At 65.1% G+C, this 26,330-nt stretch carries 30 protein-coding genes and 2 tRNA genes; 22 read left to right on the forward strand and 10 right to left on the reverse strand.

Annotated features, from left to right (window positions below):
- Nucleotides 1-918: 918 nt before the first annotated feature.
- Nucleotides 919-1,593, forward strand: coding sequence for an SGNH/GDSL hydrolase family protein (locus tag ACETMP_RS26855; RefSeq protein WP_375158516.1), 675 nt, complete (start codon nt 919-921; stop codon nt 1,591-1,593).
- Nucleotides 1,578-2,705 carry an acyltransferase family protein gene (locus ACETMP_RS26860; RefSeq protein ID WP_375158517.1) on the forward strand — a complete coding sequence of 376 codons (1,128 nt, stop codon included), beginning with the start codon at nt 1,578-1,580 and terminating at the stop codon, nt 2,703-2,705. The genes ACETMP_RS26855 and ACETMP_RS26860 overlap by 16 nt, the downstream gene beginning before the upstream one ends.
- Before the next feature lie 79 nt (nt 2,706-2,784).
- Here ACETMP_RS26860 and ACETMP_RS26865 read toward each other — a convergent pair.
- Nucleotides 2,785-2,859 (reverse strand) — tRNA-Thr (locus ACETMP_RS26865).
- Nucleotides 2,860-3,176: 317 nt separating this feature from the next.
- Between ACETMP_RS26865 and ACETMP_RS26870 the strand changes: the two genes are divergently transcribed.
- The 13 genes from ACETMP_RS26870 (at nt 3,177) to ACETMP_RS26930 (ending at nt 12,553) form a co-directional block, all read left to right on the forward strand.
- On the forward strand, nt 3,177-3,365 hold the full coding sequence (locus ACETMP_RS26870; protein ID WP_375158518.1) for a hypothetical protein: 189 nt from the start codon (nt 3,177-3,179) through the stop codon (nt 3,363-3,365).
- 24 nt (nt 3,366-3,389) lie between these two features.
- Entirely contained in the window at nt 3,390-5,096 is a 1,707-nt protein-coding gene (locus tag ACETMP_RS26875; protein ID WP_375161999.1) for an FAD-dependent oxidoreductase, read from the forward strand.
- A gap of 236 nt (nt 5,097-5,332) precedes the next feature.
- A complete protein-coding gene (locus tag ACETMP_RS26880) occupies nt 5,333-5,641 on the forward strand; it encodes an EthD family reductase (RefSeq protein WP_028138744.1) in 309 nt (102 codons plus the stop codon).
- Nucleotides 5,642-5,832: 191 nt separating this feature from the next.
- Nucleotides 5,833-6,342 (forward strand): hypothetical protein, encoded by a 510-nt coding sequence (locus tag ACETMP_RS26885; RefSeq protein ID WP_375158519.1) that lies wholly within the window; start codon nt 5,833-5,835, stop codon nt 6,340-6,342.
- Nucleotides 6,343-6,471: 129 nt separating this feature from the next.
- Nucleotides 6,472-7,296 carry an alpha/beta fold hydrolase gene (locus ACETMP_RS26890; RefSeq protein WP_375158520.1) on the forward strand — a complete coding sequence of 275 codons (825 nt, stop codon included), beginning with the start codon at nt 6,472-6,474 and terminating at the stop codon, nt 7,294-7,296.
- A gap of 104 nt (nt 7,297-7,400) precedes the next feature.
- Entirely contained in the window at nt 7,401-8,111 is a 711-nt protein-coding gene (locus ACETMP_RS26895) for an epimerase (RefSeq protein WP_375158521.1), read from the forward strand.
- A gap of 32 nt (nt 8,112-8,143) precedes the next feature.
- Nucleotides 8,144-8,593: a DUF2948 family protein gene (locus tag ACETMP_RS26900; protein ID WP_028138741.1), complete on the forward strand. Its 450-nt coding sequence runs from the start codon at nt 8,144-8,146 to the stop codon at nt 8,591-8,593.
- 147 nt (nt 8,594-8,740) lie between these two features.
- Nucleotides 8,741-10,036: a histidinol dehydrogenase gene (hisD, locus tag ACETMP_RS26905; protein ID WP_375158522.1), complete on the forward strand. Its 1,296-nt coding sequence runs from the start codon at nt 8,741-8,743 to the stop codon at nt 10,034-10,036.
- Entirely contained in the window at nt 10,033-10,530 is a 498-nt protein-coding gene (locus ACETMP_RS26910; RefSeq protein WP_028138739.1) for a UPF0262 family protein, read from the forward strand. The genes hisD and ACETMP_RS26910 overlap by 4 nt, the downstream gene beginning before the upstream one ends.
- A 71-nt stretch (nt 10,531-10,601) precedes the next feature.
- Nucleotides 10,602-11,069 (forward strand): low molecular weight phosphatase family protein, encoded by a 468-nt coding sequence (locus ACETMP_RS26915; protein WP_375158523.1) that lies wholly within the window; start codon nt 10,602-10,604, stop codon nt 11,067-11,069.
- Nucleotides 11,070-11,347: 278 nt separating this feature from the next.
- On the forward strand, nt 11,348-11,977 hold the full coding sequence (locus ACETMP_RS26920; protein ID WP_126260329.1) for a Maf-like protein: 630 nt from the start codon (nt 11,348-11,350) through the stop codon (nt 11,975-11,977).
- Nucleotides 11,978-12,120: 143 nt separating this feature from the next.
- Nucleotides 12,121-12,303, forward strand: coding sequence for a DNA gyrase inhibitor YacG (gene yacG / locus ACETMP_RS26925; RefSeq protein ID WP_375158524.1), 183 nt, complete (start codon nt 12,121-12,123; stop codon nt 12,301-12,303).
- A 174-nt stretch (nt 12,304-12,477) separates the two neighbouring features.
- Nucleotides 12,478-12,553 (forward strand) — tRNA-Phe (locus tag ACETMP_RS26930).
- A 65-nt stretch (nt 12,554-12,618) separates the two neighbouring features.
- Here the strand turns inward: ACETMP_RS26930 and ACETMP_RS26935 are convergent.
- From ACETMP_RS26935 to ACETMP_RS26945, 3 genes are all read right to left on the reverse strand, one after another.
- A complete protein-coding gene (locus tag ACETMP_RS26935; protein ID WP_375158525.1) occupies nt 12,619-13,836 on the reverse strand; it encodes a class I SAM-dependent methyltransferase in 1,218 nt (405 codons plus the stop codon).
- A 3-nt stretch (nt 13,837-13,839) separates the two neighbouring features.
- Complete coding sequence (locus ACETMP_RS26940) at nt 13,840-14,538, reverse strand: DUF1365 domain-containing protein (protein WP_375158526.1); 699 nt, start codon at nt 14,536-14,538, stop codon at nt 13,840-13,842.
- Between the two features lie 94 nt (nt 14,539-14,632).
- Nucleotides 14,633-15,946, reverse strand: a complete 1,314-nt coding sequence (locus tag ACETMP_RS26945) for an NAD(P)/FAD-dependent oxidoreductase (protein ID WP_375162000.1) — start codon at nt 15,944-15,946, stop codon at nt 14,633-14,635.
- Nucleotides 15,947-16,112: 166 nt separating this feature from the next.
- Here ACETMP_RS26945 and ACETMP_RS26950 point away from each other — a divergent pair, with 166 nt between their 5' ends.
- Both ACETMP_RS26950 and ACETMP_RS26955 read left to right on the forward strand, forming a co-directional pair.
- Entirely contained in the window at nt 16,113-16,904 is a 792-nt protein-coding gene (locus ACETMP_RS26950) for a DUF1295 domain-containing protein (protein ID WP_375158527.1), read from the forward strand.
- 164 nt (nt 16,905-17,068) lie between these two features.
- The gene (locus ACETMP_RS26955) at nt 17,069-17,458 is read left to right on the forward strand and encodes a DUF2177 family protein (protein WP_375158528.1); all 390 of its coding nucleotides are present in this window, start codon (nt 17,069-17,071) and stop codon (nt 17,456-17,458) included.
- 62 nt (nt 17,459-17,520) lie between these two features.
- Here ACETMP_RS26955 and ACETMP_RS26960 read toward each other — a convergent pair whose 3' ends face one another.
- From ACETMP_RS26960 to ACETMP_RS26975, 4 genes are all read right to left on the reverse strand, one after another.
- A complete protein-coding gene (locus ACETMP_RS26960) occupies nt 17,521-17,823 on the reverse strand; it encodes a hypothetical protein (protein WP_375158529.1) in 303 nt (100 codons plus the stop codon).
- 19 nt (nt 17,824-17,842) lie between these two features.
- Nucleotides 17,843-18,427 carry an RNA polymerase sigma factor gene (locus ACETMP_RS26965; RefSeq protein WP_375158530.1) on the reverse strand — a complete coding sequence of 195 codons (585 nt, stop codon included), beginning with the start codon at nt 18,425-18,427 and terminating at the stop codon, nt 17,843-17,845.
- A gap of 78 nt (nt 18,428-18,505) precedes the next feature.
- The gene (locus tag ACETMP_RS26970) at nt 18,506-19,147 is read right to left on the reverse strand and encodes a ChrR family anti-sigma-E factor (RefSeq protein ID WP_375158531.1); all 642 of its coding nucleotides are present in this window, start codon (nt 19,145-19,147) and stop codon (nt 18,506-18,508) included.
- Nucleotides 19,144-19,689: a sigma-70 family RNA polymerase sigma factor gene (locus ACETMP_RS26975; RefSeq protein ID WP_375162001.1), complete on the reverse strand. Its 546-nt coding sequence runs from the start codon at nt 19,687-19,689 to the stop codon at nt 19,144-19,146. Before ACETMP_RS26975 ends, ACETMP_RS26970 begins: the two co-directional genes overlap by 4 nt.
- 298 nt (nt 19,690-19,987) lie before the next feature.
- On the opposite strand from ACETMP_RS26975, the gene ACETMP_RS26980 reads away from it, so the two are divergent.
- From ACETMP_RS26980 to ACETMP_RS26995, 4 genes are all read left to right on the forward strand, one after another.
- The gene (locus tag ACETMP_RS26980) at nt 19,988-20,236 is read left to right on the forward strand and encodes a hypothetical protein (RefSeq protein ID WP_028138727.1); all 249 of its coding nucleotides are present in this window, start codon (nt 19,988-19,990) and stop codon (nt 20,234-20,236) included.
- Nucleotides 20,237-20,535: 299 nt separating this feature from the next.
- Complete coding sequence (locus tag ACETMP_RS26985) at nt 20,536-21,210, forward strand: FABP family protein (RefSeq protein ID WP_375158532.1); 675 nt, start codon at nt 20,536-20,538, stop codon at nt 21,208-21,210.
- 21 nt (nt 21,211-21,231) lie between these two features.
- On the forward strand, nt 21,232-21,942 hold the full coding sequence (locus ACETMP_RS26990) for a RibD family protein (RefSeq protein WP_375158533.1): 711 nt from the start codon (nt 21,232-21,234) through the stop codon (nt 21,940-21,942).
- A gap of 8 nt (nt 21,943-21,950) precedes the next feature.
- Nucleotides 21,951-23,222 carry a flavin monoamine oxidase family protein gene (locus tag ACETMP_RS26995; RefSeq protein ID WP_375158534.1) on the forward strand — a complete coding sequence of 424 codons (1,272 nt, stop codon included), beginning with the start codon at nt 21,951-21,953 and terminating at the stop codon, nt 23,220-23,222.
- A gap of 36 nt (nt 23,223-23,258) precedes the next feature.
- Here ACETMP_RS26995 and ACETMP_RS27000 read toward each other — a convergent pair whose 3' ends face one another.
- Entirely contained in the window at nt 23,259-23,567 is a 309-nt protein-coding gene (locus ACETMP_RS27000; RefSeq protein WP_375158535.1) for a hypothetical protein, read from the reverse strand.
- 288 nt (nt 23,568-23,855) lie between these two features.
- Nucleotides 23,856-24,203, reverse strand: coding sequence for a DUF3088 domain-containing protein (locus ACETMP_RS27005; protein ID WP_375158536.1), 348 nt, complete (start codon nt 24,201-24,203; stop codon nt 23,856-23,858).
- Nucleotides 24,204-24,412: 209 nt separating this feature from the next.
- On the opposite strand from ACETMP_RS27005, the gene ACETMP_RS27010 reads away from it, so the two are divergent.
- Complete coding sequence (locus ACETMP_RS27010) at nt 24,413-26,239, forward strand: AMP-dependent synthetase/ligase (RefSeq protein ID WP_375158537.1); 1,827 nt, start codon at nt 24,413-24,415, stop codon at nt 26,237-26,239.
- Nucleotides 26,240-26,330: the final 91 nt, after the last annotated feature.

The raw sequence follows: 26,330 nt of genomic DNA on the forward strand, positions 1-26,330 counted from the left end.
GGGCCGCCCCATCGCGACCCGTCGGGCAAAACACCCCGAAACCCGTCAAGTCCCTCCCGCGAAAATATTCCACTTTACCGAAATTCGGTTTTGGCGTATGTGTCGCTCATCCCGGCTCAACCAGGAGGGGCGATCTCGAGGTCGTCTTGATCGCGAGCCGGGCTTGCGGTGGACGCGGCAGCGTCGGCACGAGAGGTGCGGGCAGGGCGGGTAATCCCTGTGAGCCCGAGGCTTCGTGCGGACGAACGGCGCTGCTAGGCTTCGTCTCGCCCGTAAGTTTCCGGCTTCGTCGACGGGGCACGGGAATACTGCGGCGACATGGCGGGCCGTGCGTACGGCAAAACCGTGTGGTCCTGGCCGTCGTTGCTACGGTCAAGTCCAGCGGAGATGCGAGCGAGCCCAACCGGGCAGACTGCATCAATTCGCGGGGCGAGGGAGGCCAGAAGGAAAGTTCGGCTCCCGGGAGAGCACGGCATAAGCCGTCCGACCATCGCGCAGGGAAGGCCGAGTGATCGGCACCACCTGTATGCTGCTGTGCGGTTCTCTCTGCGTGTGCATTTCGCGCAGCGGACCGCGGGTGCCTGTCGGCACCCGGCCTTCCCTGCGCCCTCTCCACAAGAGAGGGCGAAAGCGAAGAGCAAAACTCGGGCGTTTCAGGCCGCGAGAACGCCGATCCGTGCGCGGTCGGCGCGAGGCGAATGATGCTGCCGGACAGATGCACGCATTCATTCCAATTTGCATCAATTTGATCGCATTTTATTGGGCCGGCGATGTGATCTTGTGTGCCATTCCTGCGTGGCGCCGTTGACGTCGAAGAGCAGGCGATGCCTCGGTCGATGCAACTCGGCACTTCGAAGCTCAACACTTGGGTGCGTAACACTTGGGTACACAACACTTGGGTACGTTTCGAGCCGATACATGAACAGGGTGCTTATCGGCTTTGCGGTCGTCTTGATCGGCGCTGTTGCGGCGGGAACCTCCGTCGCCAAGAAGCAGGCGTTCTTCGAATCGCATCGACGCAACCGCCAGATCATCCTTCATTATACGCTGGCCAGGGTCGACGATCCCATCATCGTTCTCGGTGACAGCCTGGTCGAAGCCGCCGCGCTGCCGCGCGAGCACTGCGGTCATGCCATCGTCAATGCCGGCCTGGGCGGCGCCTCCACCACCAGCGACCTCGGCAATTGGTTGATGGATGTGCTCGACGGCAGGTCTGCCGCTGCGATCGTGGTGGCCCTGGGCATCAACGACGGGCTCGGAGCTGCGCGTGATTTGCCGGAGTTCAAGGCGAACTACAGCGCGCTGCTGGCGAAGCTTTCGCAGACGAGAGCCCGCATTGTCGTGCTGGCGGTGCCCCCACTCGAGGTTTCACCGAGTCTGGCCGCCGAAACGCAGGCGAAAGCGATGCGCCTGATCGAAAGCTACAATTCCGCCTTGCCTGAGCTCGCCAGCCGCGGCGGCGCGACCTTTGCCGCGCTGCCCCCCATGCCGGTGCCGCACACGATCGACGGGGTGCATCTGAACGCTGCCGGGTATCAGCTGTGGAATCAGGCCGTCCTGCAGGGAGCGTCCGTCGCATGCAAGGCGAGCTGACGCCGATGATTGCTCCTGCGCGAGCGAACAAGCTGCTCGGATTGGAGCTGTTACGCTTCCTGACGGCGTTCGCGATTCTGGTGTTTCACTATCGCCAATTCGCCTTCGTTGGCGACAGGGAGGTGGGGCTTCTCCAGGATCAACTGCCGCTCCATTGGCTGCTCGCGCCGCTCTATGGGAGCGGGCCCTATGCGGTTCGCGTCTTCTGGTGCATCAGCGGCTTCATCTTTTTCTGGAAGTATCGCGGCGTGATCGCCGACCGGGTGCTCGACGGCTGGAAATTCTTCGTCCTGCGTTTCTCGCGGCTCTACCCGTTGCACCTCGCCACGCTCCTGCTCGTGGCTCTGCTGCAGCCCCTTTACGCCGGGCTTCACGGATCGTCGTTCGTGTATCAGAACAACGATCTCACGCATTTCGTGCTGCAGCTCGTGATGGCCGGCACCGCGACGTCGCAGGATGCGCTGAGCTTCAACGGCCCGATCTGGTCGGTGTCGGTCGAGGTGCTGGTCTACTTTGCCTTCTTCATGCTGTTGCTGGCGACCCGCTCCTGGTGGCTCAATGTGGCGCTGATCGCCGTCTGTCTGACGATTCCCGGAGAGGTCGCGGACTGCTTTACCTACTTCTATGTCGGCGGGCTCGCGGCGATGGCGCGCCAATCCTTGCAGTCCTCGCCCGCTCGTGCGCGGGCGGCCGAAGGCGCCGCTTGGCTCGCCGTCGTGGCCGTGGTCTGCGGATATTGGCTAACTGGCGGCCAGCTGCGATCGATCGGCCTGTTGCTGCTTCTGATCTTTACGCCGCTGCTGCTCTATAGTCTTTCGCGCGATATCGTTCTGCCGGCCCGGCTGCAACGAATCGTCGAGGCGGCCGGCAACGTGACCTATTCAAGCTATCTGCTGCATTTCCCGATCCAGCTGGCGATGGTGCTGGGCTTTTCCCTGATGCAGGTCCCGATCCCGCTCTACGACGACGCGTTCTTCGCAACCTTCATCGGCATCACGCTGCTGGCGTCGCATGTCACCTATCGCTATTTCGAAGAACCGGCGCAGCGGCTGATCCGTGCCTCGTTGCTGCCGGTGCGCGGTGAGGCTGTCCGCCGCCCCGCCATGGCGTGAGCACGCAGCGCCGGTCCGCAGCCATAATCCTGGCTCAGGCCCGAATGTTCGATAAAATCAATGTTCACAGCAGGATGGATGGTGCTGCCAGACAGGATTGAACTGTCGACCTCTCCATTACCAATGGAGTGCTCTACCACTGAGCTACGGCAGCATGTGCTGGTGAAGAATCGGGCGCCCGAAGGGCCCTGCCAAGCGGGCCGATATCTGCCACAAGCCCCCCTCCCGCGCAAGCTTGCTAGGCCGGTCAAATCGAGAAAATCGGGCCGATATCGGGGCCAAAATGCTCGTTTTGGCTCGAAACCACCGGCTTTCCGCCGATTCGAGGTCCGCTGATCCCCACCAACTGGCCAGGTGGCCAAGCGATCGGATTCGGTCCATTTCGAGTTTCGCACGGTCGGATCGCAAGCAGCCTCTTGAGCTGCCGCAATCTCCGGGCATGGTATCGCCGATGGTCGGTATCGGATCCCAATGATTGACGAGAACGAGAAGAGCGTGCGCCAGGCGAAGACGTCCCGGGATGACCGGCTGAAATCGGCGCTGCGCGAAAACCTGAAGCGGCGAAAGCTGCAGGCGCGCGAACGCGCCGCTGGCGCTGAGCCCTCTCCAAACGACGATGGTTCCCTCGATGAGGGCACCGCCGGGAAAGCCGGCACTTGAGACATTGCAATGGTGAGAATGACGATGGGGCAGGACGGACCGCAACGAAGCAATGGTGACGCGCTGATGTCGCGGTTCACCCGCCCCGAACAGACCTTTCCCACGCTGACGCCGGCCGAGATCGAGCGGATCAGGCATTTCGGCGAGGTCCGCAGCTACGAGGACGGCGAGTTCCTGTTCGAGACCGGCAAGCCCGGACCCGGCATGTTCGTGGTGCTGAAAGGCCACGTCGCCATCACCCAGCGCGACGGGCTTGGTCACGTCACGCCGATCATCGACCAGGGGCCGGGGCAATTTTTGGCCGAGCTCAGCCAGCTCTCGGGCCAGCCGGCGCTGGTCGACGGCCGCGCCGAGGGCGATGTCGAGACCCTGCTGCTGCCGCCGGATCGGCTGCGCGCGCTGCTGGTCGCCGAGGCCGAGCTCGGCGAGCGCATCATGCGCGCGCTGATCCTGCGCCGGGTCAATCTGATCCAGGGCGGCATCGGCGGCCCGGTGCTGATCGGGCCGCCGCATTCGGCCGGCGTGGTGCGGTTGCAGGGCTTCCTCACCCGCAACGGCCAGCCGCATCACCTGCTCGATCCCGAGCGCGATCGCGACGCCGCCGAGGTGATCGCGCGTTATTCGCCCAAGCCCGAGGACTGGCCACTGGTCGTCGCCGCCGATGGCGCGGTGCTGCGCAATCCCAGTGAGATCGAGCTTGCGCGCGCCATCGGCATGATCGGCGGCGCCAAGGATGACCGCATCTACGACGTCGCCGTCGTCGGCTGCGGGCCGGCCGGGCTCGCCACCGCCGTGTATGCGGCGTCCGAAGGGCTGTCGGTCGCCGTGCTCGACATCCGCGCCTTCGGCGGCCAGGCCGGCGCCAGCGCGCGCATCGAGAATTACCTGGGCTTTCCCACCGGCATTTCCGGCCAGGCCCTGACTGCGCGCGCCTTCACCCAGGCGCAAAAATTCGGCGCCGACATCATGATTCCGGTGACGGTGAAGTCGCTCGATTGCACGCGCACGGACGGCGCGTTCGCGGTGGCGCTTGACGGCTGCGATCCCTTGCGCTCGCGTTCGGTCGTGGTTGCGAGCGGCGCGCGCTATCGCCGGCCCGAGATCGCAAACCTCGACAAGTTCGAGGGACGCGGCGTCTGGTATTGGGCCTCACCGATCGAGGCGCGGCTGTGCGCCGGCGAGGAGGTCGCGCTGGTCGGTGCCGGCAATTCGGCAGGCCAGGCCGCCGTGTTCCTGTCGGGTCACGCCAGGCGCGTCCTGATGATCATCCGCGGCGGCGGTCTCGGGGCCAGCATGTCGCGCTATCTCATCGAGCGCATCGAAGCGACGCCGAACATCGAATTGATGTTCAACACCGAGATCACGGCGCTGGAAGGCGACGAGGCCTCGCTGCTGCGGCGCATCCATTGGAAGAGCCGGCTGTCCGACGACGTGGATTCCGCCGACATCCGCAATCTGTTTCTGTTCGTCGGCGCCGATCCCGCCACCGCCTGGCTCGACGGCTGCGGCGTGACGCTCGATCGCGGCGGCTTCGTCGTGACCGGCGCGCAGTCCGAGCAGAACCAGGGCCGCCTCGTGGCGCCGCTGGAGACCTCGGTGCCCGGCGTCTACGCCGTCGGCGATGTCCGCTCCGGCTCGGTCAAGCGCGTCGGCGGCGCCATCGGCGAGGGCGCCCAGGTCGTGGCCTCCCTGCACGGCTATCTCGGCGATGCCGCAAAACCGGCGCTTTAGGCAACGACAAGTCAAGAGAATGGCAAGTCGAATGAGGCTTGCCATTGTGCCGGCAACTACAGACTATCCCCTCATCCTGAGGAGCCGCACCAGCGGCGTTTCGAAGGATGAAGGCCCGGATGTAACTGCCGGGCTTGCATGGTTCGCGCGGCGATGCGCAAGCATCGTCCGCAGGGGCGCTCACGCGCCTCCTCACCATGAGGATTTACCAACAATGACGTATAAGGGAGGACCAAATGGCTGAAGTCGTCGTGCTCTATAAGACGCCCAAGGATGCTGCCGCCTTCGACAAGTACTATGCCGAGACGCACATTCCGCTCGCCAAGAAACTTCCCGGCCTGAAGAAATACGCCGTCAGCAAGGGGCCGGTCGCATCCCCGACCGGGCCGTCCGGAATCCATCTCGTCGCCATTCTCACCTTCGACAGCGTGGCCGATATCCAGGCCGCATTCGGCAGCCCGGAAGGCAAGGCGACCGGCGCAGACGTGCCGAAATTCGCCAGCGGCGGCGCCGATCTCTTGATCTTCGACACCAAGGACGTGTGAGACTTCGATCCGACTTTCGTTGAGGCCTGCTCACGTTTGTGACAGCCGTGCAAAAAATTCAGCCATGCGTTTGTCGATTCGCACGATGACGCATGGCTTCGCGCATTCATGCGACGACAACGCAGGTGGTAATCCGATGAGGACCGTAATATTATTTTCCTGAACCTCAATGGAGCGTAGGAGGAGATGTCATGGTCCTTGGCTTGAGCCTGCCCGCCTTCACGATGGTCCATGTCGTCATCAGCCTGATCGCCATCGCCGCCGGCCTCGTCGTGATGTTTGGCCTGCTCGGCTCGAAATCGATGCCGGGCCTCACCGCGATCTTCCTGGCTTTCACCATCCTCACCAGCGCCACCGGCTTCCTGTTTCCGTTCGAGAAGCTGCTGCCCTCGCACGTCATCGGGCTCATCTCGCTGCTGTTGCTCGCGATCGCCTGCGTCGCGCTCTACGGCATGAAGCTCGCCGGCGTCTGGCGTCCGGTCTATGTCGTGACCGCGATGATCTCGCTCTATTTCAACTGCTTCGTGCTGGTGATCCAGTCGTTCCTCAAGGTGCCGGCGCTGGCCGCGCTCGCGCCGTCCGTGCCACCGGCGCCGCCGTCGGGTCCGGTGTTCGCGGTGGTGCAGGGCATCGTGCTGGTGTTTTTCGTCGTGCTCACCATCGGCGCTTGGCGCCGCTTCAAGCCGATGGCGTTTGCTTGATCACTGACATCTCGTCATTCCGGGGCATCGCGCAGCGATGAACCCGGAATCTCGCGCAACATTCTCTAGATTCCGGGTTCGCGCGGACGCGCGCCCCGGAATGACTCGAACTTGAAGAGGAGTTCCACAATGCCCACCATCACCACCAAGGACGGCGTCGAGATCTTCTACAAGGATTGGGGCAGTGGCCAGCCGATCGTGTTCAGCCACGGCTGGCCGCTGTCGTCGGACGACTGGGACGCGCAGATGTTGTACTTCGTCACGCGCGGCTACCGCGTCGTCGCCCATGACCGCCGCGGCCACGGCCGCTCGGCACAGGTCGCCGACGGTCACGACATGGATCATTATGCCGACGACCTTGCGGCCGTCACCGCGCATCTCGACCTCAAGAACGCCATCCATGTCGGCCATTCCACCGGCGGCGGCGAGGTCGTGCACTACATCGCGCGCCATGGCGAGAGCCGGGTAGCGAAGGCCGCGATCCTCTCGGCGGTGCCGCCGCTGATGGTGCAGACCCCCGCCAATCCCGGCGGCCTGCCGAAGAGCGTGTTCGACGATCTCCAGAAGCAGCTCGCCGCCAGCCGCACGCAATTCTATCGCGACCTCCCCGCCGGCCCGTTCTACGGCTACAACCGTCCCGGCGCAAAGCCCTCGGAAGCGGTGATCCAGAACTGGTGGCGCCAGGGCATGATGGGCGGCGCGAAAGCGCATTACGACGGCATCGTCGCGTTCTCGCAGACCGACTTCACCGATGACCTCAAGAAGATCAACGTGCCCGTGCTGGTGATGCACGGCGACGACGACCAGATCGTGCCTTACGCCGATTCCGCGCCGCTCTCGGCCAAGCTGCTGAAGAAGGGCATCCTGAAGACCTACAAGGGCTTTCCGCACGGCATGCCGACCACGCATGCCGACACCATCAACGCCGACCTGCTGGCCTTCTTCAGGGAGTGAGACCTCACCTTGCGATCGCCCTGATCGCACGGGAACGCCGATCGGTGTATCCTTTCGACAGGGCGATCGCCGCATGAGCTGCGACGCCATTGGGGCCCATCCCGATGCAGGTCATCATCTTCGGCGCGACCGGCATGGTCGGGCAGGGCGTCTTGCGCGAATGCCTGGTCGACCCCGGAATCGACAATGTGCTCGTGGTCGGCCGCAGCCCGACCGGCGTGCGCAATGCCAAGCTCGTCGAGATCATCCACGATAATTTTCTGGACTATTCGGCGATCGAAACGCAGCTGACCGGCTTCGATGCCTGCTTTTTCTGCCTCGGCGTCTCCTCGATCGGCATGAGCGAGCAGTGCTACCGCCACCTCACCTATGATCTCACGCTTGCGGCAGCGACGACGCTGGCGCGCCTCAACCCGCAGATGGTCTTCACCTATGTCAGCGGCGCCGGCACCGATTCCACCGAGCAGGGTTCGCGAATGTGGGCGCGGATCAAGGGCAAGACCGAGAATGATCTGCTCAAGCTGCCGTTCAGGGCCGCGTACATGTTCCGGCCCGGGGCGATCCAGCCCCTGCATGGCGCCCGTTCCAAGACGGCCTGGGTGCAGGCGGTCTATACCGCAACCTGGCCGCTCTGGTCGGTGTTGCGCCTGATATCGCCGCGGCTTGTCACCTCGACCGAGCAGATCGGCCGCGCCATGATCCGCGTCGCCCGGGAGGGGTATCCGCGGAAGGTGCTGGAGATGGAGGATATCAATAGCCTCTGGCCGGCCGGTCCGTTAATTTGGTGGGGAAATTTCGCGGCCCGCGTGCGTTGAGGCCTGTCCGTTCCGAAGGAGAAGCGTCGGCGATGTCGCCCCAGCTCAAACTGATCGCACTCGACGCCGACGATCTCGCCGTGATCTCGACCCATGTCCAGGACGCCCGTGTCCAGGCCTCCGACATCATCTGGCGACAGAGCGAGAAGCGGCTTGTGGTCGGAATGAGCCGGCTGGATTGGGAGCAGACGCTGGAGGGCGAGGCCGAGCCGCGCCGGCTGGTCGCCGCGCTCCGCTTCGACCGCGTGCTCGCCTGCAAGTCGCGCAACATCGACCTGGCTGCTCCGGACAAGGTGCTGGACCTCGTCGGCATCGAGTTTCACCCGAGAGACGGGCGCGCCGAGGAGCCCGCCGGCAGTGCCCTGCTTTTGTTCGCCCAAGGCGGCGCCATCCGGCTCGATGTCGAATGCCTGGAATGCGAGCTGACCGATCTCGGGGCGGACGCACTGGGAACGGGGATGGAGATCGAGGGTGAGACGTGAGGCGACCCCTATACCAGCCCCACCGCCCCAAGGCCCTGAGGGGCGACCGGCCCCCTACGAGGGTTGACGCCGCTTCCCCGCCGCGCCATTGAGCATGGGACCCGGTGCGCCCATCCGCCCCGGGACCAGCCAGAAGCCAAGCCAGACATGCCCGTTCGCCTCGACCGCAGCAGCGCCGATTTTGACCAGCGATTCGCGGCCTTCCTCGCTGCCAAGCGCGAGGCTTCGGCCGACGTCGAGGCTGCCGCGCGTGCCATCGTCGACGACGTCGCCAAGCGCGGTGACGCGGCCCTGCTCGAGGCCACCGCAAAGTTCGACCGCCTCAAGCTGGATGCCTCCGGCCTGCGCGTCACCGCCGCGGAGATCGAGGCCGCCACCGGGGCTTGCGATGCCGCGACGCTGGATGCGCTCAAGCTCGCGCGCGACCGCATCGAGAGCTACCACCGGCGGCAATTGCCGCAGGACGAGCGCTTCACCGACGCGCTCGGCGTCGAGCTCGGCTGGCGCTACACCGCGATCGAATCGGCCGGCCTCTACGTGCCCGGCGGCACCGCGGCCTATCCGTCCTCGGTGCTGATGAACGCGGTGCCCGCCAAGGTCGCTGGCGTCTCGCGCCTCGTGATGGTGGTGCCCTCGCCCGACGGCAAGCTCAATCCGCTGGTGCTGGCGGCCGCCCATCTCGGCGGCGTCACCGAGATTTACCGCGTCGGCGGGGCGCAGGCCGTGGCCGCGCTGGCGCACGGCACCGCGACCATCGCGCCCGTCGCGAAGATCGTCGGCCCCGGCAATGCCTACGTCGCCGCCGCCAAGCGGCTGGTGTTCGGCAAGGTCGGCATCGACATGATTGCCGGTCCGTCCGAAGTGCTCGTGATCGCCGACGACACCGGCAATGCCGACTGGATCGCCGCCGACCTGCTGGCGCAGGCCGAGCACGATGCCAGCGCGCAATCGATCCTGATCACGGACTCGGCCCGCCTTGCCGCCGACGTCGAGAGGGCGGTCGAGGCGCAATTGAAGACGCTGCCGCGCGCCGCGATCGCCGGCGCGTCCTGGGCTGATTTCGGCGCCGTCATCATGGTGAAGAGCCTTGCCGACAGCATTCCGCTCGCCAATGCGATCGCCGCCGAGCATCTCGAGATCATGACTGTCGATCCCGATGCTCTTGCCGCGGAGATCTGCAACGCCGGCGCCGTGTTCCTCGGGCCGCATACGCCCGAGGCGATCGGCGATTACGTCGGCGGCTCCAACCACGTGCTGCCGACCGCGCGCTCAGCGCGATTCTCCTCAGGCCTGTCGGTGCACGACTTCATGAAGCGTACCTCGATCCTGAAGTGCGGCCCGGACCAGCTCCGTGCGCTGGGACCGGCCGCGATGACGCTCGGCAAGGCGGAGGGGCTGGACGCTCATTCGCGCTCGATTGGATTGCGCCTCAATCTGTCATGACAAAGCCGCCCGAACAGGACGACTCCACCAATCGCATCGTCGGCGTCACGCTCGACGAAGAGTCGATCGGCCGTTCCGGGCCTGACATCGAGCACGAGCGTGCGATCGCGATCTACGACCTGATCGAGCAGAACCTGTTCGCGCCCGAGGGCGCGGAGGGGAAGGGCCCGTTCACGCTGCATATCGGCATCACCGGCAACCGCCTGATGTTCGACATCCGCCGCGAGGACGGCACGCCCGTGGTCGCGCATCTGCTGTCGCTGACGCCGTTCCGGCGGATCGTGAAGGACTACTTCATGATCTGCGACAGCTACTACCAGGCGATCCGCACCGCGACGCCGGACAAGATCGAGGCCATCGACATGGGGCGTCGCGGCATCCATGACGAGGGATCGCGCACGCTGCAGGAGCGGCTGAAGGGCAAGGTGCGGGTGGATTTCGAGACCTCGCGCCGGCTGTTCACGCTCATTACCGTCCTGCACTGGAAGGGTTAGGGCATGGCCCGGAAAAGTGTGCAGCGGTTTTCCGACAAGGCCATGCCCTCCATCGACAGAGGCTAGGCGCGATGGCGGCGCCGCCACGCGCACGCGATCCGCAATCGGTGCTGTTCGCCTGCGCGATGAACAGCGTGCGCTCGCCGATGGCCGAAAGCCTGCTGCTGCACATGTTTCCGCAGGGCCTCTATGTGAAGTCCGCGGGCACCAGAAAGGGCGAGCTCGATCCGTTCGCCGTGGCGGTGATGGCCGAGCTCGGCCAGGACATCTCCGCCCACAAGCCGCAGACTTTCGAGGAGCTGGAGGACTGGGAGGGGCTGAATTTCGACCTCATCATCACGCTCTCGCCCGAGGCGCACCACAAGGCACTGGAGCTGACGCGGACGCTCGCGGCCGACGTCGAGTACTGGCCGACGCAGGATCCCACCACCATCGAGGGCAGCCGCGACCAGAAGTTAGCTGCCTATCGCGACGTCTGCGACCAGCTGTTGATGCGCATCCGCCGGCGCTTCGCCAAGGTGGGCGCGGCGTCAGGCTGATCGTGCCCCGGACGCAGCGCCCTTCGCGGTGCGCTGCAGAGCCGGGGCCCATCTCACCTCCAGGCGCAAGCCCATGGGTCCCGGCTCAGCGTCGCAACATTTCATGCCGCGCCGCGTCCGGGACATGAGAGCGCCCGTAACACCTGCGTCACAGACCGCAGGCACAGCCGTTTCAGAAACCTCGAATCACCAAACCCGGGTTCCCGGGTTGTGAAATCAGCCCCCTTCCGATAGGTTCCGCGCGCAATTCACCCCCGCTTCATCCCCCAAATCACCTGATGCTTGGCCGCCCCAAATTCGTACTTGCCTCCGGTTCGCCGCGGCGCCTCTCGCTGCTCAACCAGGCCGGCATCGAGCCGGATGCACTCCGGCCGGCCGACGTCGACGAGACGCCGAGGCGGGGCGAGCTGCCGCGCGCCTGCGCCAACCGGCTGGCGCGGGCCAAGGCCGATGCGGCGCTGAAATCGGTGCAGCTCGACGACGAGCTGCGCGGCGCCTTCATCCTCGCCGCCGACACGGTGGTCGCGGTCGGCCGCCGCATCCTGCCCAAGGCCAACCTCGTGGACGAAGCGGCGCAGTGCCTGCGCCTGCTGTCGGGCCGCAACCACCGCGTCTACACCGCGATCTGCCTGGTCACGCCGCGCGAAGCCTTCCGCCAGCGCCTGGTCGAGACCCGCGTCCGCTTCAAGCGCCTCTCAGAGGACGACATCCAGGCCTATATCGGCTCCGGCGAATGGCGCGGCAAAGCCGGCGGCTACGCCGTGCAAGGCATCGCCGGCTCCTTCGTGGTGAAGATGGTCGGGTCCTACACCAACGTCGTCGGCCTGCCGCTCTACGAGACCACCACGCTGCTCGGCGGCGAGGGTTTTCCGATCCGCTTCGGCTGGCTCAATTCCACCGCCGTGTGAGCCGGCCAGCCGCGGCCTGACAGAATCGCGAAAGCAACCCCATGCACAGTAGAATGGCCCGACGGGGCGCCTCTGCCGTCGCGCCGGGAACCCGTTCGCCGACGGGCTCTTGAACCCTCTAACCCGCGCAAGCTGCCGACATCATGGACGATCAGGTCAAAAAGCCCGCCAGCCCACTCAAGACCTGCCCGATCTGCGGCAAGCCGCAATCGGAAGCCACCCGCCCGTTCTGCTCCCCGCGCTGCCGCGACGTCGACCTGAACCGCTGGCTGAAAGGCAGTTACGTCATCCCCGGCCGCGATGACGACGTCGATGACGTGGAATAACACGAAATATCAATCAGTTAGTTGACCGCCCGCCCCGCCGCGCGCCAGCCGCGGCAGCTTGTGCACAGCCGGGCCGCGCCCGGCGAAGCCTCTTGGCGAAGCCGGGTGGACAGGCCGCTTCCGGCCCACTATAACCCGCCCGCTCGATGGGCTTTGGCCCCTCTCTTGGAGCACGCCCAGGTAGCTCAGTTGGTAGAGCATGCGACTGAAAATCGCAGTGTCGGTGGTTCGATTCCGCCCCTGGGCACCATTCGCCTGAGCCCAAACACACGATAACCATCGTCGGGCTCGCGACCAGCGAAGCCACCCGCTTCCTCACCCCCGCCGTGCAAACACCAGCTGCCCGACGTCGATCTTTCCGGCCCTGAACCCGGCCTCGCAGTAGCAAAGATAATATTCCCACAGCCGGCGGAAGGGTTCGTCGAACCCCAGCGTGGTGAGGTCGGTCCAGGCTTGGCTGAAATTGTCGCGCCAGAGTGAGAGCGTCCTCGCGTAGTCCTGTCCGAACAGGCGCTCGCGAATGACGGGCAGCTCGAAGCGTTCGCCGAGCGCGCGCAGGATGTTGGCCGACGGCAGCATGCCGCCCGGAAAGATGTATCTCTGGATGAAGTCCACGCGCTGCCGATAGCTGCCAAAGAGCTCGTCGCGCACCGTGATGGCCTGGATGCCGGCGAGACCGCCGGGCTTGAGCCGCTGCTTCAGCTGGTTGAAATAAGCAGGCCAGAATTGCTCGCCGACGGCCTCGATCATCTCGATGGAAGCAATGCGGTCGAAGCGACCGTCCTGGTCGCGATAATCCTGCAATCGAACCTCGACCTTTTCGGCAAGCCCGGCCTCGTAGATCCGGCGACGGGCAAATTCATGCTGCTCCTTGCTGATGGTGAGGGCCAATACGCTGGCGCCATAAGTCTTGGCGGCGAATTCGGCGAAACCGCCCCAGCCGCATCCGATCTCGAGCACGCTCTGGCCGGGCTGCAATTCGATGGCCTGCGCCAGTTGCTCGTATTTGTGCTGTTGGGCGGCGGGAAGGTCGGCGGTCTCGGCCGGGAACAGCGCCGATGAGTAGGTCATGCTGGAATCGAGCCACGCGGCGAAGAACTCGTTTCCGAGATCATAATGCTTGTGGATGTTATGCCGCGATCCCTCCTTGGTATTCCGGCGCAGGCGATGAAGCGCCCGCCGGCACAGGCGAACCAGCATGTTTCCGGCAAAGGCGCTGTCGACCAGGTCTTCGTTGAGACAGAACACGTAGAGAAGCTGGGCAAGATCGGGCGTGGACCAGTCGCCTCGAATATAGGCCTCGGCCATGCCGATATCGCCGCCGACGACGAGGCTGCGCGCGAACCTGTAATTGTTGAGCTCGATCGTGGCCGATGGACCCGGAAGCTGGCCACGCAACGTGACCATTCTCTGGTCGGGAAGGCGCACATGAATGGTGCCGCACCGAAGTTGCGATGCAAGGCGCAGAGCCAGGCGGGCAAAGAACGGGACGCCATCAACGTGAAGGTCTTGATGGGTGGCTGCCAGGTCCATGGTTCAGATCTCGCGTTGTTTCAAACGAGGCACGTAAGGAACACCTTTCAGCCAGAGCCGCATCGCTTCCCAGTGGATGGCTGCGATCACCTTGATGGTCAGGAAGGGCAAAGCGAACAGCGCCGCCAACAGGGAGTGGCTGGTCAGAGCACGACGTCGTCCGCAGAATGCCGCCGCAAACATCGCGCCCTGTTCGCTGCTCTGCACGATTCTGACCTTCACATCCTGTTGCGGAGGAGAAACGCTGAAGCGGTAATGCGTTTCCATCTCCATGAAAGGTGAAACGTAGAACTCCTTCGTCTGGCTTTGGCGTATGGCGCAGCCCGGCTCCGCCCCTTGCACCGGAAGGACGTAGGAATGCATCTCTCCGAACGTGTTGCGGACCTCGTAGATCAACAGCGCGAGATTGCCGGCAGCGCCATGGCAAAAATAGATCGAAAGCGGGTTGAACACGTAGCCCAGGACCCTGGGATAACAGAGCAGCAGAACGCGGCCGCCGGTGAGGTCGATGTCGCGTTCCGCTGCGAGGCGTCGGACGTATTGGCTGAGGCCCGCGTTGTTGCCGTCACCGTGATCCCGCTCGTGAAAGCTGAAGGGCGCCGCGCGATTGACACCGAACAGCCCGGACTGGCGGTCCGCTTCCTTCAGCCGGTCAAGATCGATCAGCAGGTTCATCACGTTGTAGGTGAACCTGTGCTGCACGGGGCGCCACCGCGCGTGCATCACTTTCCCCCAATAGAGTGCGGCGGGCGCTGTCGTATCCTCCGCTCTGGTCGGTGTCGTTCGGGCCATCGTGCTACTCGGCAGCCTCGGCCAGCAATGGGGCCGGTTGACGCCATGGAGCTTCGCTGCCGAGTGCCTCGGCAACTGAGATGCCGGCCTGCAAGCCATCCTCGTGAAAGCCGTAGCCGGTCCAGGCGCCGCAGAACCAGGTTCGCCGACGCCCTTGGATCGTGGGAAGGCGCCGCTGCGCCGCGAATGCAGCCAGGTCATATTGCGGATGGGCGAAGCTGAATTTTCCAAACGTCAGTTCGGCCGCCGGCTCGAAGGGAGGGTTGAGGCTGACGAACAACGGCTTGCGCTCGTCGATGCCCTGCAACCGGTTCATCCAATAGGTCACCGCGACGTCGTTCCGGACGGGCGTTTGCCGTGGCCACCGCAGGAAGTTCCAGGATGCCCATGCCTGTCGCCGGCGGGGCATGAGACTGGGATCACGGTGCAGATAGACCGTGTTCGGGGCGTATCTGATCGCCCCGAGAATCGAACGCTCCTGGGCGTCGGCATCCGACAGGGCCGCCAAGGCCTGATCGCTGTGACAGGCCATCACAACGGCATCGTAACTTTCCACACCGCCATGACTGTCGCGGACGGTCACGCCAGGCCCAGCTCGGTTGATCGATGTCACCGCACAGCCTAGCCGAATGTTGTGCTTGAACAAAGCGGTCAGCTTGTCGACATAGCGCCGGCTGCCGCCCTCCACGGTCCGCCAGCGCGGTCGATCGAGGTGCAAGAGCCGGTGATTGTTGAAGAAGGCGACGAAGTTCTCCGCCGGAAAGGACAGAATGTCATCCGATGAGGACGACCAGATGGCCGCCCCCATCGGGCCGAGATAGTCGGAGAACAGGCGCGAACCGAACGATTCCTTGCGCAGATACTCGCCGAGCGCCAGGTTGTGCAGCCGGCCAGCGTGCAGATCGGCGACGCTCTGCCGGTTGAACCGCATGACCTCGGCCAGCATGCGAAAGTAGGACGGCGATGCGAGGTTGCGCGGTTGCGCAAACAGGCCGCAGGCCGTTTGCAACGCGGTCTCGCCGCCGCCTCGCCATTCGAAGCGGCCATGATCGACGGACATGGCGAAGCTCATGCAAGTCTCGATGGTCTTCACGCCCAGATGCCTGAACAGCGAGGTCAATTGCGGGTAGTTCGCCTCATTGAACACGATGAAGCCGACGTCCACGTCGATCGGCTCACCGTCATAGTCGATGCGAACGGTATGACTATGTCCCCCCGGCTGCAGCTCACGCTCGTAAACAGTGACGGCGTAACGTTTCGACAGGAGCCAGGCGGCGGCATTGCCGGCAATTCCCGTCCCGATCACGGCCAAACGCATTCTCTGTCGCCCCCACTGCGGTACCGTCAGCGACGGCCCTCGAAACAATGGTCAGGGAACGCTTGGCGAGATGGCGCGGATCACTTTGGGCCGTCCGGCGCCCCGCCGCCGATCGAAACCGGCGCCGCCAGCGGCCGTATCCAGAAAGGTCGATTCCGGTGAGGATATGATTCTTCTGCACATTCAGGCGATCGGCGGCATTGCCTTGGCCCTCAGCCTTTTGATGGCGCTGGCCTGGCTCGTTCAGCAGCGCACCGGCAATTCCGGCTGGGTCGACGCGATCTGGTCCTACGCGACCGGCCTCGTCGGCGCGGGTGCAGCTTTATGGCCGCTCGACGGCGGTTCCCCGGGACGCCGGTTGCTGGTCGGAGGGCTGGTGCTGCTTTGGTCGGTGAGGCTTGGAACGCACATTGCGCGCCGCTCCGCAGCGGGGATCGACGATCCACGCTATGCGAACTATGCGCGGCAATGGGGAGCTGCGGCCCCTCGCCGGATGTTCCTGTTCCTGCAGTCGCAGGCGCTGGTCTCGGTGCCGCTGCCGTTCGCCGTCTTCCTCGCGGCGCACGCGCCGGCGCCTGAACTGCGCCTGCAGGACTATGCCGGGATCGTCATCATCCTGATTGCCGTCGCCGGGGAGGCATTGGCGGACCGGCAGCTGCGGCGCTTCAAGCTCAGCCCATCCAACGCCGGGCTCGTCTGCGATGTCGGTCTATGGCGCTGGTCGCGTCATCCGAACTATTTCTTCGAATGGCTGGGGTGGCTGGCTTACCCGGTCATCGCGCTGTCGCCCGGATATGCATGGGGTTGGGCCAGCCTGGCGGCGCCAGTGATCATGTACTGGATCCTGGTCCATGTGACGGGAATACCGCCGCTCGAGGAGCAGATGCTGAAATCGCGCGGCGAGCGATATCGTCAGTATCAGGCGCGCACCAGCGCATTCTTCCCATGGCCGGCGTGACAGGTCGTGTGATCATGCTCTGGCGATTGCGGACTGCTGACTGGCCGCAAAGGCAAGTGACTTGCCGATGTGATCCGTCACGGCTTGCGGGTCGTTAACCTGACCATCGGCGCGATGAGCCGGTCAGATGCAGCCGGACTGGGAACACGGGCATGAACCTTTTCTTGACCTATCTTGCGGTGGCCGTGACCTTCGTTGCGATCGACATGGTCTGGCTCACGGTCATGGTCGAGAGGCTGTATCGGCCGGTGCTGGGCGATATGTTGCGGGCTCAGCCCAACCTGGCGGCCGCGGCCGCGTTTTACTTGTTGTACCCCCTCGGCTTGATTTGGTTTGCCGTGCTGCCCGCGCAGCAGGATGGCGGCGCGCTGCGCGCGTTCACATCCGGCCTGCTGCTCGGCTGTTTCACCTACGCGACCTACGATCTGACCAACCAGGCGACGCTGCGCAACTGGTCGACCGGATTGACTCTTGCGGACGTTTGCTGGGGATCGCTTCTCGCCGGCATCAGTGCCTGGATCGGATTTGTCGTCGCGCAGAAGCTGGCGCACTGATCCCGCGCAACCAAGACCTGGCGCGACGGAGCTGGGTTGAGCTCGCATCAGCGGGCCTCGCGTCAGGTCTGCTTCCGGTCTCCGAGCTGCTCGAACGCTTCCCGGGTTTCCGCGATCTTGCCGGACAGGGATTTGAGCGCCCTCTGAGCTTGCAGCTTCGACTCCTGGTCGAGCAAAAGGCATGCGAGAGCGACCAGTCGATCGCCCATGCGCTCCATCATTGCGAGCAGCCGATCGGCGTCGGCTGCAGGCTCGTCGGGTGCGATACTTTCGACTTCTCGCACGATCGCTTCGAGCCTTGCTGTCGCGGCGAAAAGTCGGCTCTCGCGTCCATGCTCGGGAAATTCAATGATCTCGGCGTCCATGCACGGGTTCTCGCCGGCTTCAGGCCGCGGCCGATGCGGCAAGGCAATCCTTGCGCACCGTCAACATGGTCCGGTGCAGCCAGGTCTTGATGGTGCCGACCGGCACGCCGAAGCGCTGAGACAGGCTCGCGCGGCTCTCACCTTCGAGATAGGCCAGAGCGACCAGCCTGCGGCGATCTGCCGGCAAGCGAGCCAATGCTCCCAAGGCTATCGGTTCGGCGCCGGCGTAATCGAAATCCTCGGCCGGCGATGGCCCGGCCGCCGTCGGGATCATAAGCGCCTTGTCCAGTTCGACACTTGGCTGCCGCCTGGTCCGCAGATGGTCGATCGCGGTGTTTCGGACGATTGCGGACATCCAGGTCATGGCCGATGCCCGACCGGGATCGAACCGAGCGGCGTTGCGCCAGATCTTCAGGAAGCTTTCCTGGAGGATGTCATCGACATCGTGCGGCGAGGCTCCAACGGCCAGCGCGATCCTGCGCAGTCTGCCGCGCGTCAGCGTATGGAGCTCTGCGAAGGCGCGTGGCTCGCCTGCGGAGACGCGGGCCAGCACTTCCTGCAACCTCTCGCTCGGCACCTGATTTGCCGGACTTGAACAGGCCATGTCCTGTCTCCCTTGCGTTTCCTACGAAACGCTCCGGGCGCAGGGCCGGATCACTTGGCGGGAGAAGGGCGAAGCAGGTTACAGACGCACGAAGGGCCCGATCAGTCGGCCGAGCAAGCCGTTCATGCGCAGGTCGCCGGTCATCGCGACCAGGCAGAGGCAAGGGCCTTCGGTGCCGACGATGGGACGATGATCGATCTCGTCGTCGCCGTAGTCGAAATCTCCGGGGCCAAAGCGTCCGCCCTCATGGCTGAAGCTGCCCTCGAGCACGAGCGTCAGCTCGGTGCCGGTGTGCGTGTGTTCGAGCATGCGCGAGCCTGGCGCTGACCGAAGCAGGAAGGCACGGGCCGTGCCCGGGCCGGACAGCTCGATCGGTCGCAGGCTGAGACCCGGCGCGACACGTCGGCGCTTGCCGATGCGATACTTCCGCAGTGCCGGCGGAATATCATCATCCGTGTCGGACGTGAGGGGGGCCGCGGCTGTATGTGCCGGAGCGTCGTGAATCCGCGACATCACGCGATCGAACGCATCCGGTGCGGTGGGCACCGGCTCGACATCCTCCAGCGCAGCGCCCGCGAGTTGCTCGATGGCCTGCACGAAGCGTGCGCAGCGCGCGCAGCCAGCCACGTGCACCCCGACGACCAGATGATAGGCCTCTTCCAGCTTGCCGGCCGCGAAATCGGCCAGAAGATCTTCCGGCGGATGATGGCTGATCGTCATGCTTCTTCGTCCAAAATGTCGCGTAACCGGTTCATCGCCAGCCTGATCCGTGACTTGACCGTCCCGAGCGGAATCCCGAGCACGCTCGCGATTTCCGGATGCGGTCTTTCCTCGATGAACGATAGCTTCACCACCGTGGATTGCTCTGCCGAGAGTTGCTTGATCGCCGATGCGATCCGCGCGGCTTCCTGCCCGCGCGAAATCAGGATATCGGCTGGTTCGGCTTGATCCGCTGCATCAGGCGGCTCAGATCCGGCTTCCAGACGGTCGACCCGGGCCCGGCGGCGGAACAAATCGATCCGCAGATTGCGCGCGATCGTAAAAATCCAGGCCGGCGCGCCCGCGGTCGCAGGATCGAACTGGTGCGCCTTCCGCCACACGGCGATCATGCTGTTTTGGGCGATCTCTTCCGCCTCGTCGGGGCTGCAGCCGGCTTTGAGCATCAGCCCCTTGATGCGGGGCGCGAAATGCTCGAACAGCCGCTTGAAAGCCTCCCGGTCGCCGTCAGAGGCGACGCGTCCGATCAAATCAGCCCAATCCACCTTTGTCTTCGGCCCTTTGCTCGCACCAATCGACAGCCGCGCCGCAACCCTCCGGGGAAAACCAGCCTCAGCCCGGATTGGCACATTCAAAGCCCGGATAGCAGCGATCATAGCGCCTCGACAAGCGACCTCTTGGACCGAGAACGACCGGGGCCGGCCGCCGGATCACTGCGGAACGCGGGTTTTTGCGAGTTCCGGAAGGTCCGCCGGCGTGGCCGTCGGCCTTGGCACTCCGCTTGCTCAGTTCTGACCAAAGCCGGGCCTCGGCGGAGAGGCCCGTTTCAGGTTGAGGCAAGCGATGCAAGAAGTGTCCCGTACTGGTACTGCCGGCGAACTCCGGCTCGATGCGTTGATCGCCGATCTGTGGTGGCGCGTTCGGCTCTTGAATACGGATATTCTGGAAGTGGAGGCCAAAGCCGGGGTGTTCGACGCGCAGCAGCCGACCTATCCGCTGCTCGCGCTTAACCTTCGCGCGCGGCGGGACAATCTGGTCGCCACGATCGCCATGCTCGAGCAGCGCGCGAAATCGCTGTCGGAAGCAGCTTGAGAGCGGTCTTCGCCGACATCGGAAGCGGCAGCGATGTCGCGCGTCTGGTGAGGATCGGCGCATCGATCCTCCGCGCGTGACCGGTTGAACGAACAGGTTCGGCACCGTTTCGCCTGATGCCGACCATCCGGCGTATTGTCCGAGAACGCTCGCGACAGGCAGTGCACGGTCTTCCTCAAAAGCCCGACGATCGCCCCGCGCGCAACGCCGATGTCCATTCGCGATTGTGAGGCGTGAGCACACGCCAGCTTCGCGCCGCCATGCTATGGCTGTTCTCGCAATCTGCCGCGAGGACTTCCATGCTTCCTATTCCCGCCGACATCTTCACCGAGCCCGACGACGTCTCGCCGGACGGCCTTGCCAATCTCGGTCCGCTGCGCCGCCTCGCCGGTCGTTGGCAGGCGGACAAGGGCATCGACATCAATCCGAAGGCGGACGGGCCGGAACGACGGACCTTCATCGAGCGCATCCGCATGGACCCGATCGATCCGCAGGCCAACGGCCCGCAACTGCTCTACGGGCTGCGCTATCACATCCACATCAACACGCCCGAGGAAGACATCACCTTCCACGATCAGGTCGGCTATTGGCTGTGGGAGCCCGCGACCGGGCTGATCATGCAGACGCTGGCGATTCCGCGCGGGCAGGTGCTGCTGGCCTCGGGCAAGGCCGCATCCGGCGACAAGACCATCTCGGTCACCGCCAGGCGCGGCGACACCGCCTACGGGATCTGCTCGACCGATTTCCTGGAACAGGCGTTCCGCACCGATTCCTATCGCTGCGACATCACCTTCAACGACGACGGCAGCTGGACCTATCTGATCCAGACCGAGTTGTTCGTGCGCGGCGCGCCGTTCAATCATCGCGACACCAACACGCTGCAGCTGGTCGCACCGCCAGAGCCCAATCCGCTCGCAATGATCGTCAACGATCGCGCAGGGGGCCATGACAAGAGCGATCGGCCCACGGTGTGAAGCGCATTTCCGGAGAATTGCATGAAGCCCTACGTGATCTGTCTGATGCACTCCAGCCTGGACGGCCGCACGCATCCCAGCCGCTGGCGTCCGAAGGGAGCGGGCACCGATTGGTTCGAGACGATCCATGAGGAGCTCGGCGGCGATGCCTGGGTCATCGGCCGCGTCACCGGGTCGGAGTTCGCCAAGGGCAAGCCGTACCCGACCGGGACGCACGAGACATTTCCGCGCCAAAACTGGTTCGCGCGGCGTGACGCGAAAACCTATGGCGTCGTGCTCGATGCGCAGGGCAAGATCGGCTGGGGCCGCTCGGACATCGGCGGCGACCCGATCGTCGTCGTGCTGACCGAGAGCGTGCCGGATTCGCATCTTGCAGGGCTGCGCGGCGAGGGCGTGTCCTACATCTTCGCTGGCAAGTCGGAAATCGACCTGGCGCTGGTGCTGGACATCCTCCACCGCGAGCTTGGTGTGAAGCGCCTCCTGGTCGAGGGCGGCGGCGTTGCCAATGGGGCGTTCCTGCGTGCCGGCCTGATCGACGAATTCAACCTGATCCTCAGTCCCGCGATCGACGGCGCCACCGGTGCGCCCTTCGTGTTCTCCTCGACGGAGGCGGACGGCGACAAGCGTGCGCCGATCGCGGCGATGACGCTGGAGAGCATGCGCGAGCTCGGCGGCGGCGTCCTGCTGCTGCGCTACCTGATCAGGAACGATTCGCCGGCCACAGGCCGGTGAAGCCCGCCATGTCCGAGGCGTCGGAGCACATCGTCATCGTCGGCGCCGGTGCTGCGGGCCTGATCGCGGCGCGCGAGCTGGCGCGTGCCGGCCGCAAGGTGACGGTGCTGGAGGCGCGCACGCGCTGCGGCGGCCGCATCCATCCGCTGCCGGCTTCGGAGTTCGGCTATGCCGCCGAGGGCGGCGCCGAATTCGTCCACGGCGAAGCACCGCTCACGCGTCGACTGCTGCGCGAGGCCGGGCTGTCGCTTCAGGAGATCGCAGGCGAGCAGTGGAGCTTCGACGGGACGACGCTCTCGCGCGAACGGCACGACGACGCCCACGAGGCCGAGCTGCAAGCCGTGCTGAGGGATTTGCAGGACGATCTCCCCGTTGCCGAATTCCTGCGCCGGCATTTTGCCGGGGACGATTATGCGCCGATGCGCCATTCGATCGAGCGGATGGTCGAGGGCTATGACGCGGCCGATCCCGAGCGCGCCTCGACGCTGGCGCTGCGCGAGGAGTGGATGGATGGCGGGCACGCTCCGCAGGCGCGCATCGACGGCGGCTACGGCGGGCTGGTCGACTTCCTGGCGGCGGACTGCCGCAGGCACGGCGTCGCGATCCATCTCGGCTGCGTGGTGACGGCGATCGAGGAGGATGGCCGCTTGGTTGTCGTTCGCTGCGCCAGCGGCGAGGGACTCGGATGCGACCGGGTGATCCTCACCGTGCCGCTGCCCTTGCTGCGCGAGATCGCCCTGCCGGCGAGCGCGCGTGCGAAGCTTGCCGCCACGAACGACATCGGCTTCGGCAATGTCATCAAGATCCTGCTGCGCTTTGCGCGACCATGGTGGCGCGAGCGGCAACGGGATCTCGCAGGCATGACCTTCCTGCTGTCAGACGAAAGGATCCCGGTGTGGTGGACGCAATATCCGAGCCGGCATGCGCTGCTCACCGGCTGGTTCGGCGGTCTGCGCACCGCGGCACTCGACAGCCTCGATTCGCAAGGATTGATCGAGGCTGGACTCGATTCGCTCGCCGCCATCTTCAGGCTGCCGCGCGAGGACGTCGCGGGCGAGCTCGTGGCCGCGGAGGCCACCAACTGGGCGCACGATCCCTTTGCCCGCGGCGCCTATTCCTGGGCGACACCGCGGACGCGCGCGGCGCAGGCGATTCTGGCGCGTGCCGATCGAAGGGTGCTGTTCTCCGGTGAAGCGCTCTATCGCGGGCCCGACATGGGCACGGTGGAAGCAGCGCTGGCCAGCGGCCTGGAGACGGCGGGACTGATCCTGCGGGAATAAAGAGAGAGGCCCGCATTGCTGCGGGCCTCTCCTGTCTCACCAGCGTCCGCCGCCGAAGCTGAACGTCACGCCCGGGCCGCCGCGATAATATCCGTACGGCCCGCCGCCGTAATAGCCGTGATGGCGCGGGTAATAGCCGTAGCTGCGGTAGTACGGCCGGTAGTGGCTGTGCCGCCAATGATGATGGTGGCCATGCCAGCGATGGTGCCTGCGGTGCGCGCTGATGTCGGTGGTCTGACTTTCCTGCGCGCTCTGCTTGGCGCTCGAAGTGCCGGCCGCGTTCGCCGCCGTTCCGCCGGCAAGCGCCGCAGCTCCGACCGCCATCGCGACAATGAGATACTTCATGTCATCACTCCAGTTGAATGTCGTGATACAACGGGCGTGCGCGCGCAGCGTTCCGGCGTCGAAACGACGCAGACGCTGGTTCCGATGAACACACGTTAACGTTCGTGAACGAGACAAGGTCGCGCGCTCGATTGTCGCGCCCACGCTGCCTTAGTATCGCCCCAGATTTCAGTTCGCCCCAGATTTCACGCCGCTCAGAATGATGCGATCATCTCACTGGTCGTCACGATGCGAGCAAGCTCGTCGTTGATGGCGTCCGGAAGACGAAACATTGCGCGAGCTATGTGCTCACGGATGCGGATCGGGAAAGCCGTGGCGTTCGGAGAGTGCGGCGAGGATCGCGTCCTTGTCGGCGATGAAGGCGCGGCCATGATAGCTGCCGGTCTGGTGCGGCGATGTCGCTCCGTCTGCAAGCACCAGCAGCGGCAGCGACTGGTTCTGCTCGCCGACCAGTGTGATCACCGGCTGCCGCGGGCGCGGCCACGGAATGCGCTCGACGTCGAGCTTTGCGGCAAGTTGCGGAAACGAGGCCAGCACGCCGTCGATCAGCGCGCAATGCCAGCAGTAGAACAGGCGCCCCGGAAAAGCCGGGTCCTCGAATCCGGGGCGCAGCAGAAACAGGCGGTCGCGGGTCATGGGTCGCTCCAAAGCATGGCCAGCTTGCTGAGGATCAAAGCGCCAAGAACTGGCCGGTCTAAAGCATGATCCGGAAAAGTGCGCAGCGGTCTTCCGGAAAGATCAGCGCAAACAACAACCTAAAGCGTTTTGACGATTCGTCCGAATCTCATCGCGCTTTAGTATCGAGGCACCGAATGTCGGGAATCGATTCGATGCGAGAGAGCGCCATGCTGGAGCCGACGGGTCAACCGGACGACCTTGCCGAGATCAGGACGTTGCCGCAGCTGCTACGCTGGCGCGTCAAGGCGACGCCGGCGGCGGAGGCCTATCGCCATTTCGACGCGGCCGCCCAGCGCTGGGTCAGCCAGTCCTGGCGCGAGATCGATGCGAAATTCGAGCTGTGGCGGCGGGCGCTCGCCGCGGAGGCGCTCGCGCCGGGCGAGCGCATCGCCATCCTGATGCCGAACGGCGTCGCGCATATCGCCATGGACCAGGCGGCGCTGTCGCGTGGCCTGGTGCCGGTGCCGATGCACGCCGTCGACAATCCCGACAGCATTGCCTATGTCCTCGTCGATTCCGGCGCGCTGGTCCTGTTCATCGATACACTGGAGCGCTGGCAGGAAATCGTGGCGACCGGCCAGCCGCTCGACCATCTCAAGCGCGTCGTCTGCGCGGATGCAGGCGGGCCCATCACGCCGGATGCGCGCATCGTCGGGCTCGACCACTGGCTGGCGCAAGCACCTGGCGCGACCGCGCCGCTGCCCGATCTCGCGATCGAGCCGGACGATCTCGCCGCCATCGTCTACACCTCGGGCACCACCGGGCGGCCGAAGGGCGTGATGCTGTCGCATGGCAACGTCGTCGCCAACGTGAAGGCAATCGCGCGCCGCGTCAAAGCCGAGCCGCACGACGTCTTCCTGTCCTTCCTGCCGCTCTCGCACACTTTCGAGCGCACCGGCGGCTACTACTACCCGATCGCGGTCGGCGCCTGTGTCGCCTATGCGCGCTCGGTGCCGCAGCTCTCGGAGGATCTGAAGCATGTGCGGCCGACGGTGCTGGTCTCGGTGCCGCGGATCTACGAACGGATCTACGCGCTGATCATGCAGCATCGCGCATCGGCGCGCTGGATCGAACGCACGCTGCTCGACCTCACCATCGCCGTCGGCCGGCGTCGCTTCGACGCGCGGCAGCGCCATGGCGTGCCGTCGCTGCTGGACCGGCTGGCCTGGCCGCTGCTCAAGCGCCTCGTCGCCGACAAGGTGCTGGCGCAGCTCGGCGGCCGCCTGCGCGTCGCGGTCTCAGGCGGCGCACCGATCGCGGAGCCCGTCATCGGGCTGTTTCTCGCGCTCGGGCTCGACGTGCTCCAGGGCTACGGCATGACTGAGACCTCGCCGGTGGTCTCCGTCAATACCCCCGACGACAACGATCCGCATTCGGTCGGCCACGTCCTCGACGGCGTCGAGGTCAGGCTGGGTGAGAACGACGAATTGCTGGTGCGCGGCCCCAGCGTGATGCTGGGCTACTGGCGCAAGCCGGAGGAAACGCGCCGCGTCAAGGACGCCGACGGCTGGCTGCATACCGGCGACCAAGCCCGCATCGAGAATGGGCGCATCACCATCACCGGTCGCATCAAGGACATCCTGGTCACCTCCACCGGCGAGAAGATCGCGCCGGTGGATCTGGAGACGGCGATCCTCGCCGATCCCTTGTTCGAGCAGGCGCTGGTGGTCGGCGAGCAGCGGCCGTTCCTCACCGCTCTGGTCGTGCTGAATGCCAAAGCCTGGGTCGAGGAGAAGGAACGGCTGGCGGCGCGCGGCCAGCAAGGCGGCGCGGCGGAGCGGGCGGCGCTGCTGGCCAGGATCGCCGCGGCCGTGAAGGCCTATCCGTCCTACGCGACACCGCGAGCGGTGTGGTGGACGCTGGATCCGTGGACCATTGCGGCCGGTCTGCTCACGCCGACGCTGAAGAACAAGCGGCCCGCGCTCGAGCGCCGCTTCGCGGACGAGATCGAGCACATCTACGCGAAGAAGCCGACCCCGATAACGTCGACGTGATTGCGCTTCGCCTCCGCCTTGATCCAGCGCAACTTTGGCTACCGCTACACCATGCAATCTTGCCGCGACATTCGAACTGCAATCGAGGCAA

This window comes from Bradyrhizobium dasycarpum, assembly GCF_042019905.1.
Classification (GTDB): Bacteria; Pseudomonadota; Alphaproteobacteria; order Rhizobiales; family Xanthobacteraceae; genus Bradyrhizobium; species Bradyrhizobium japonicum_B.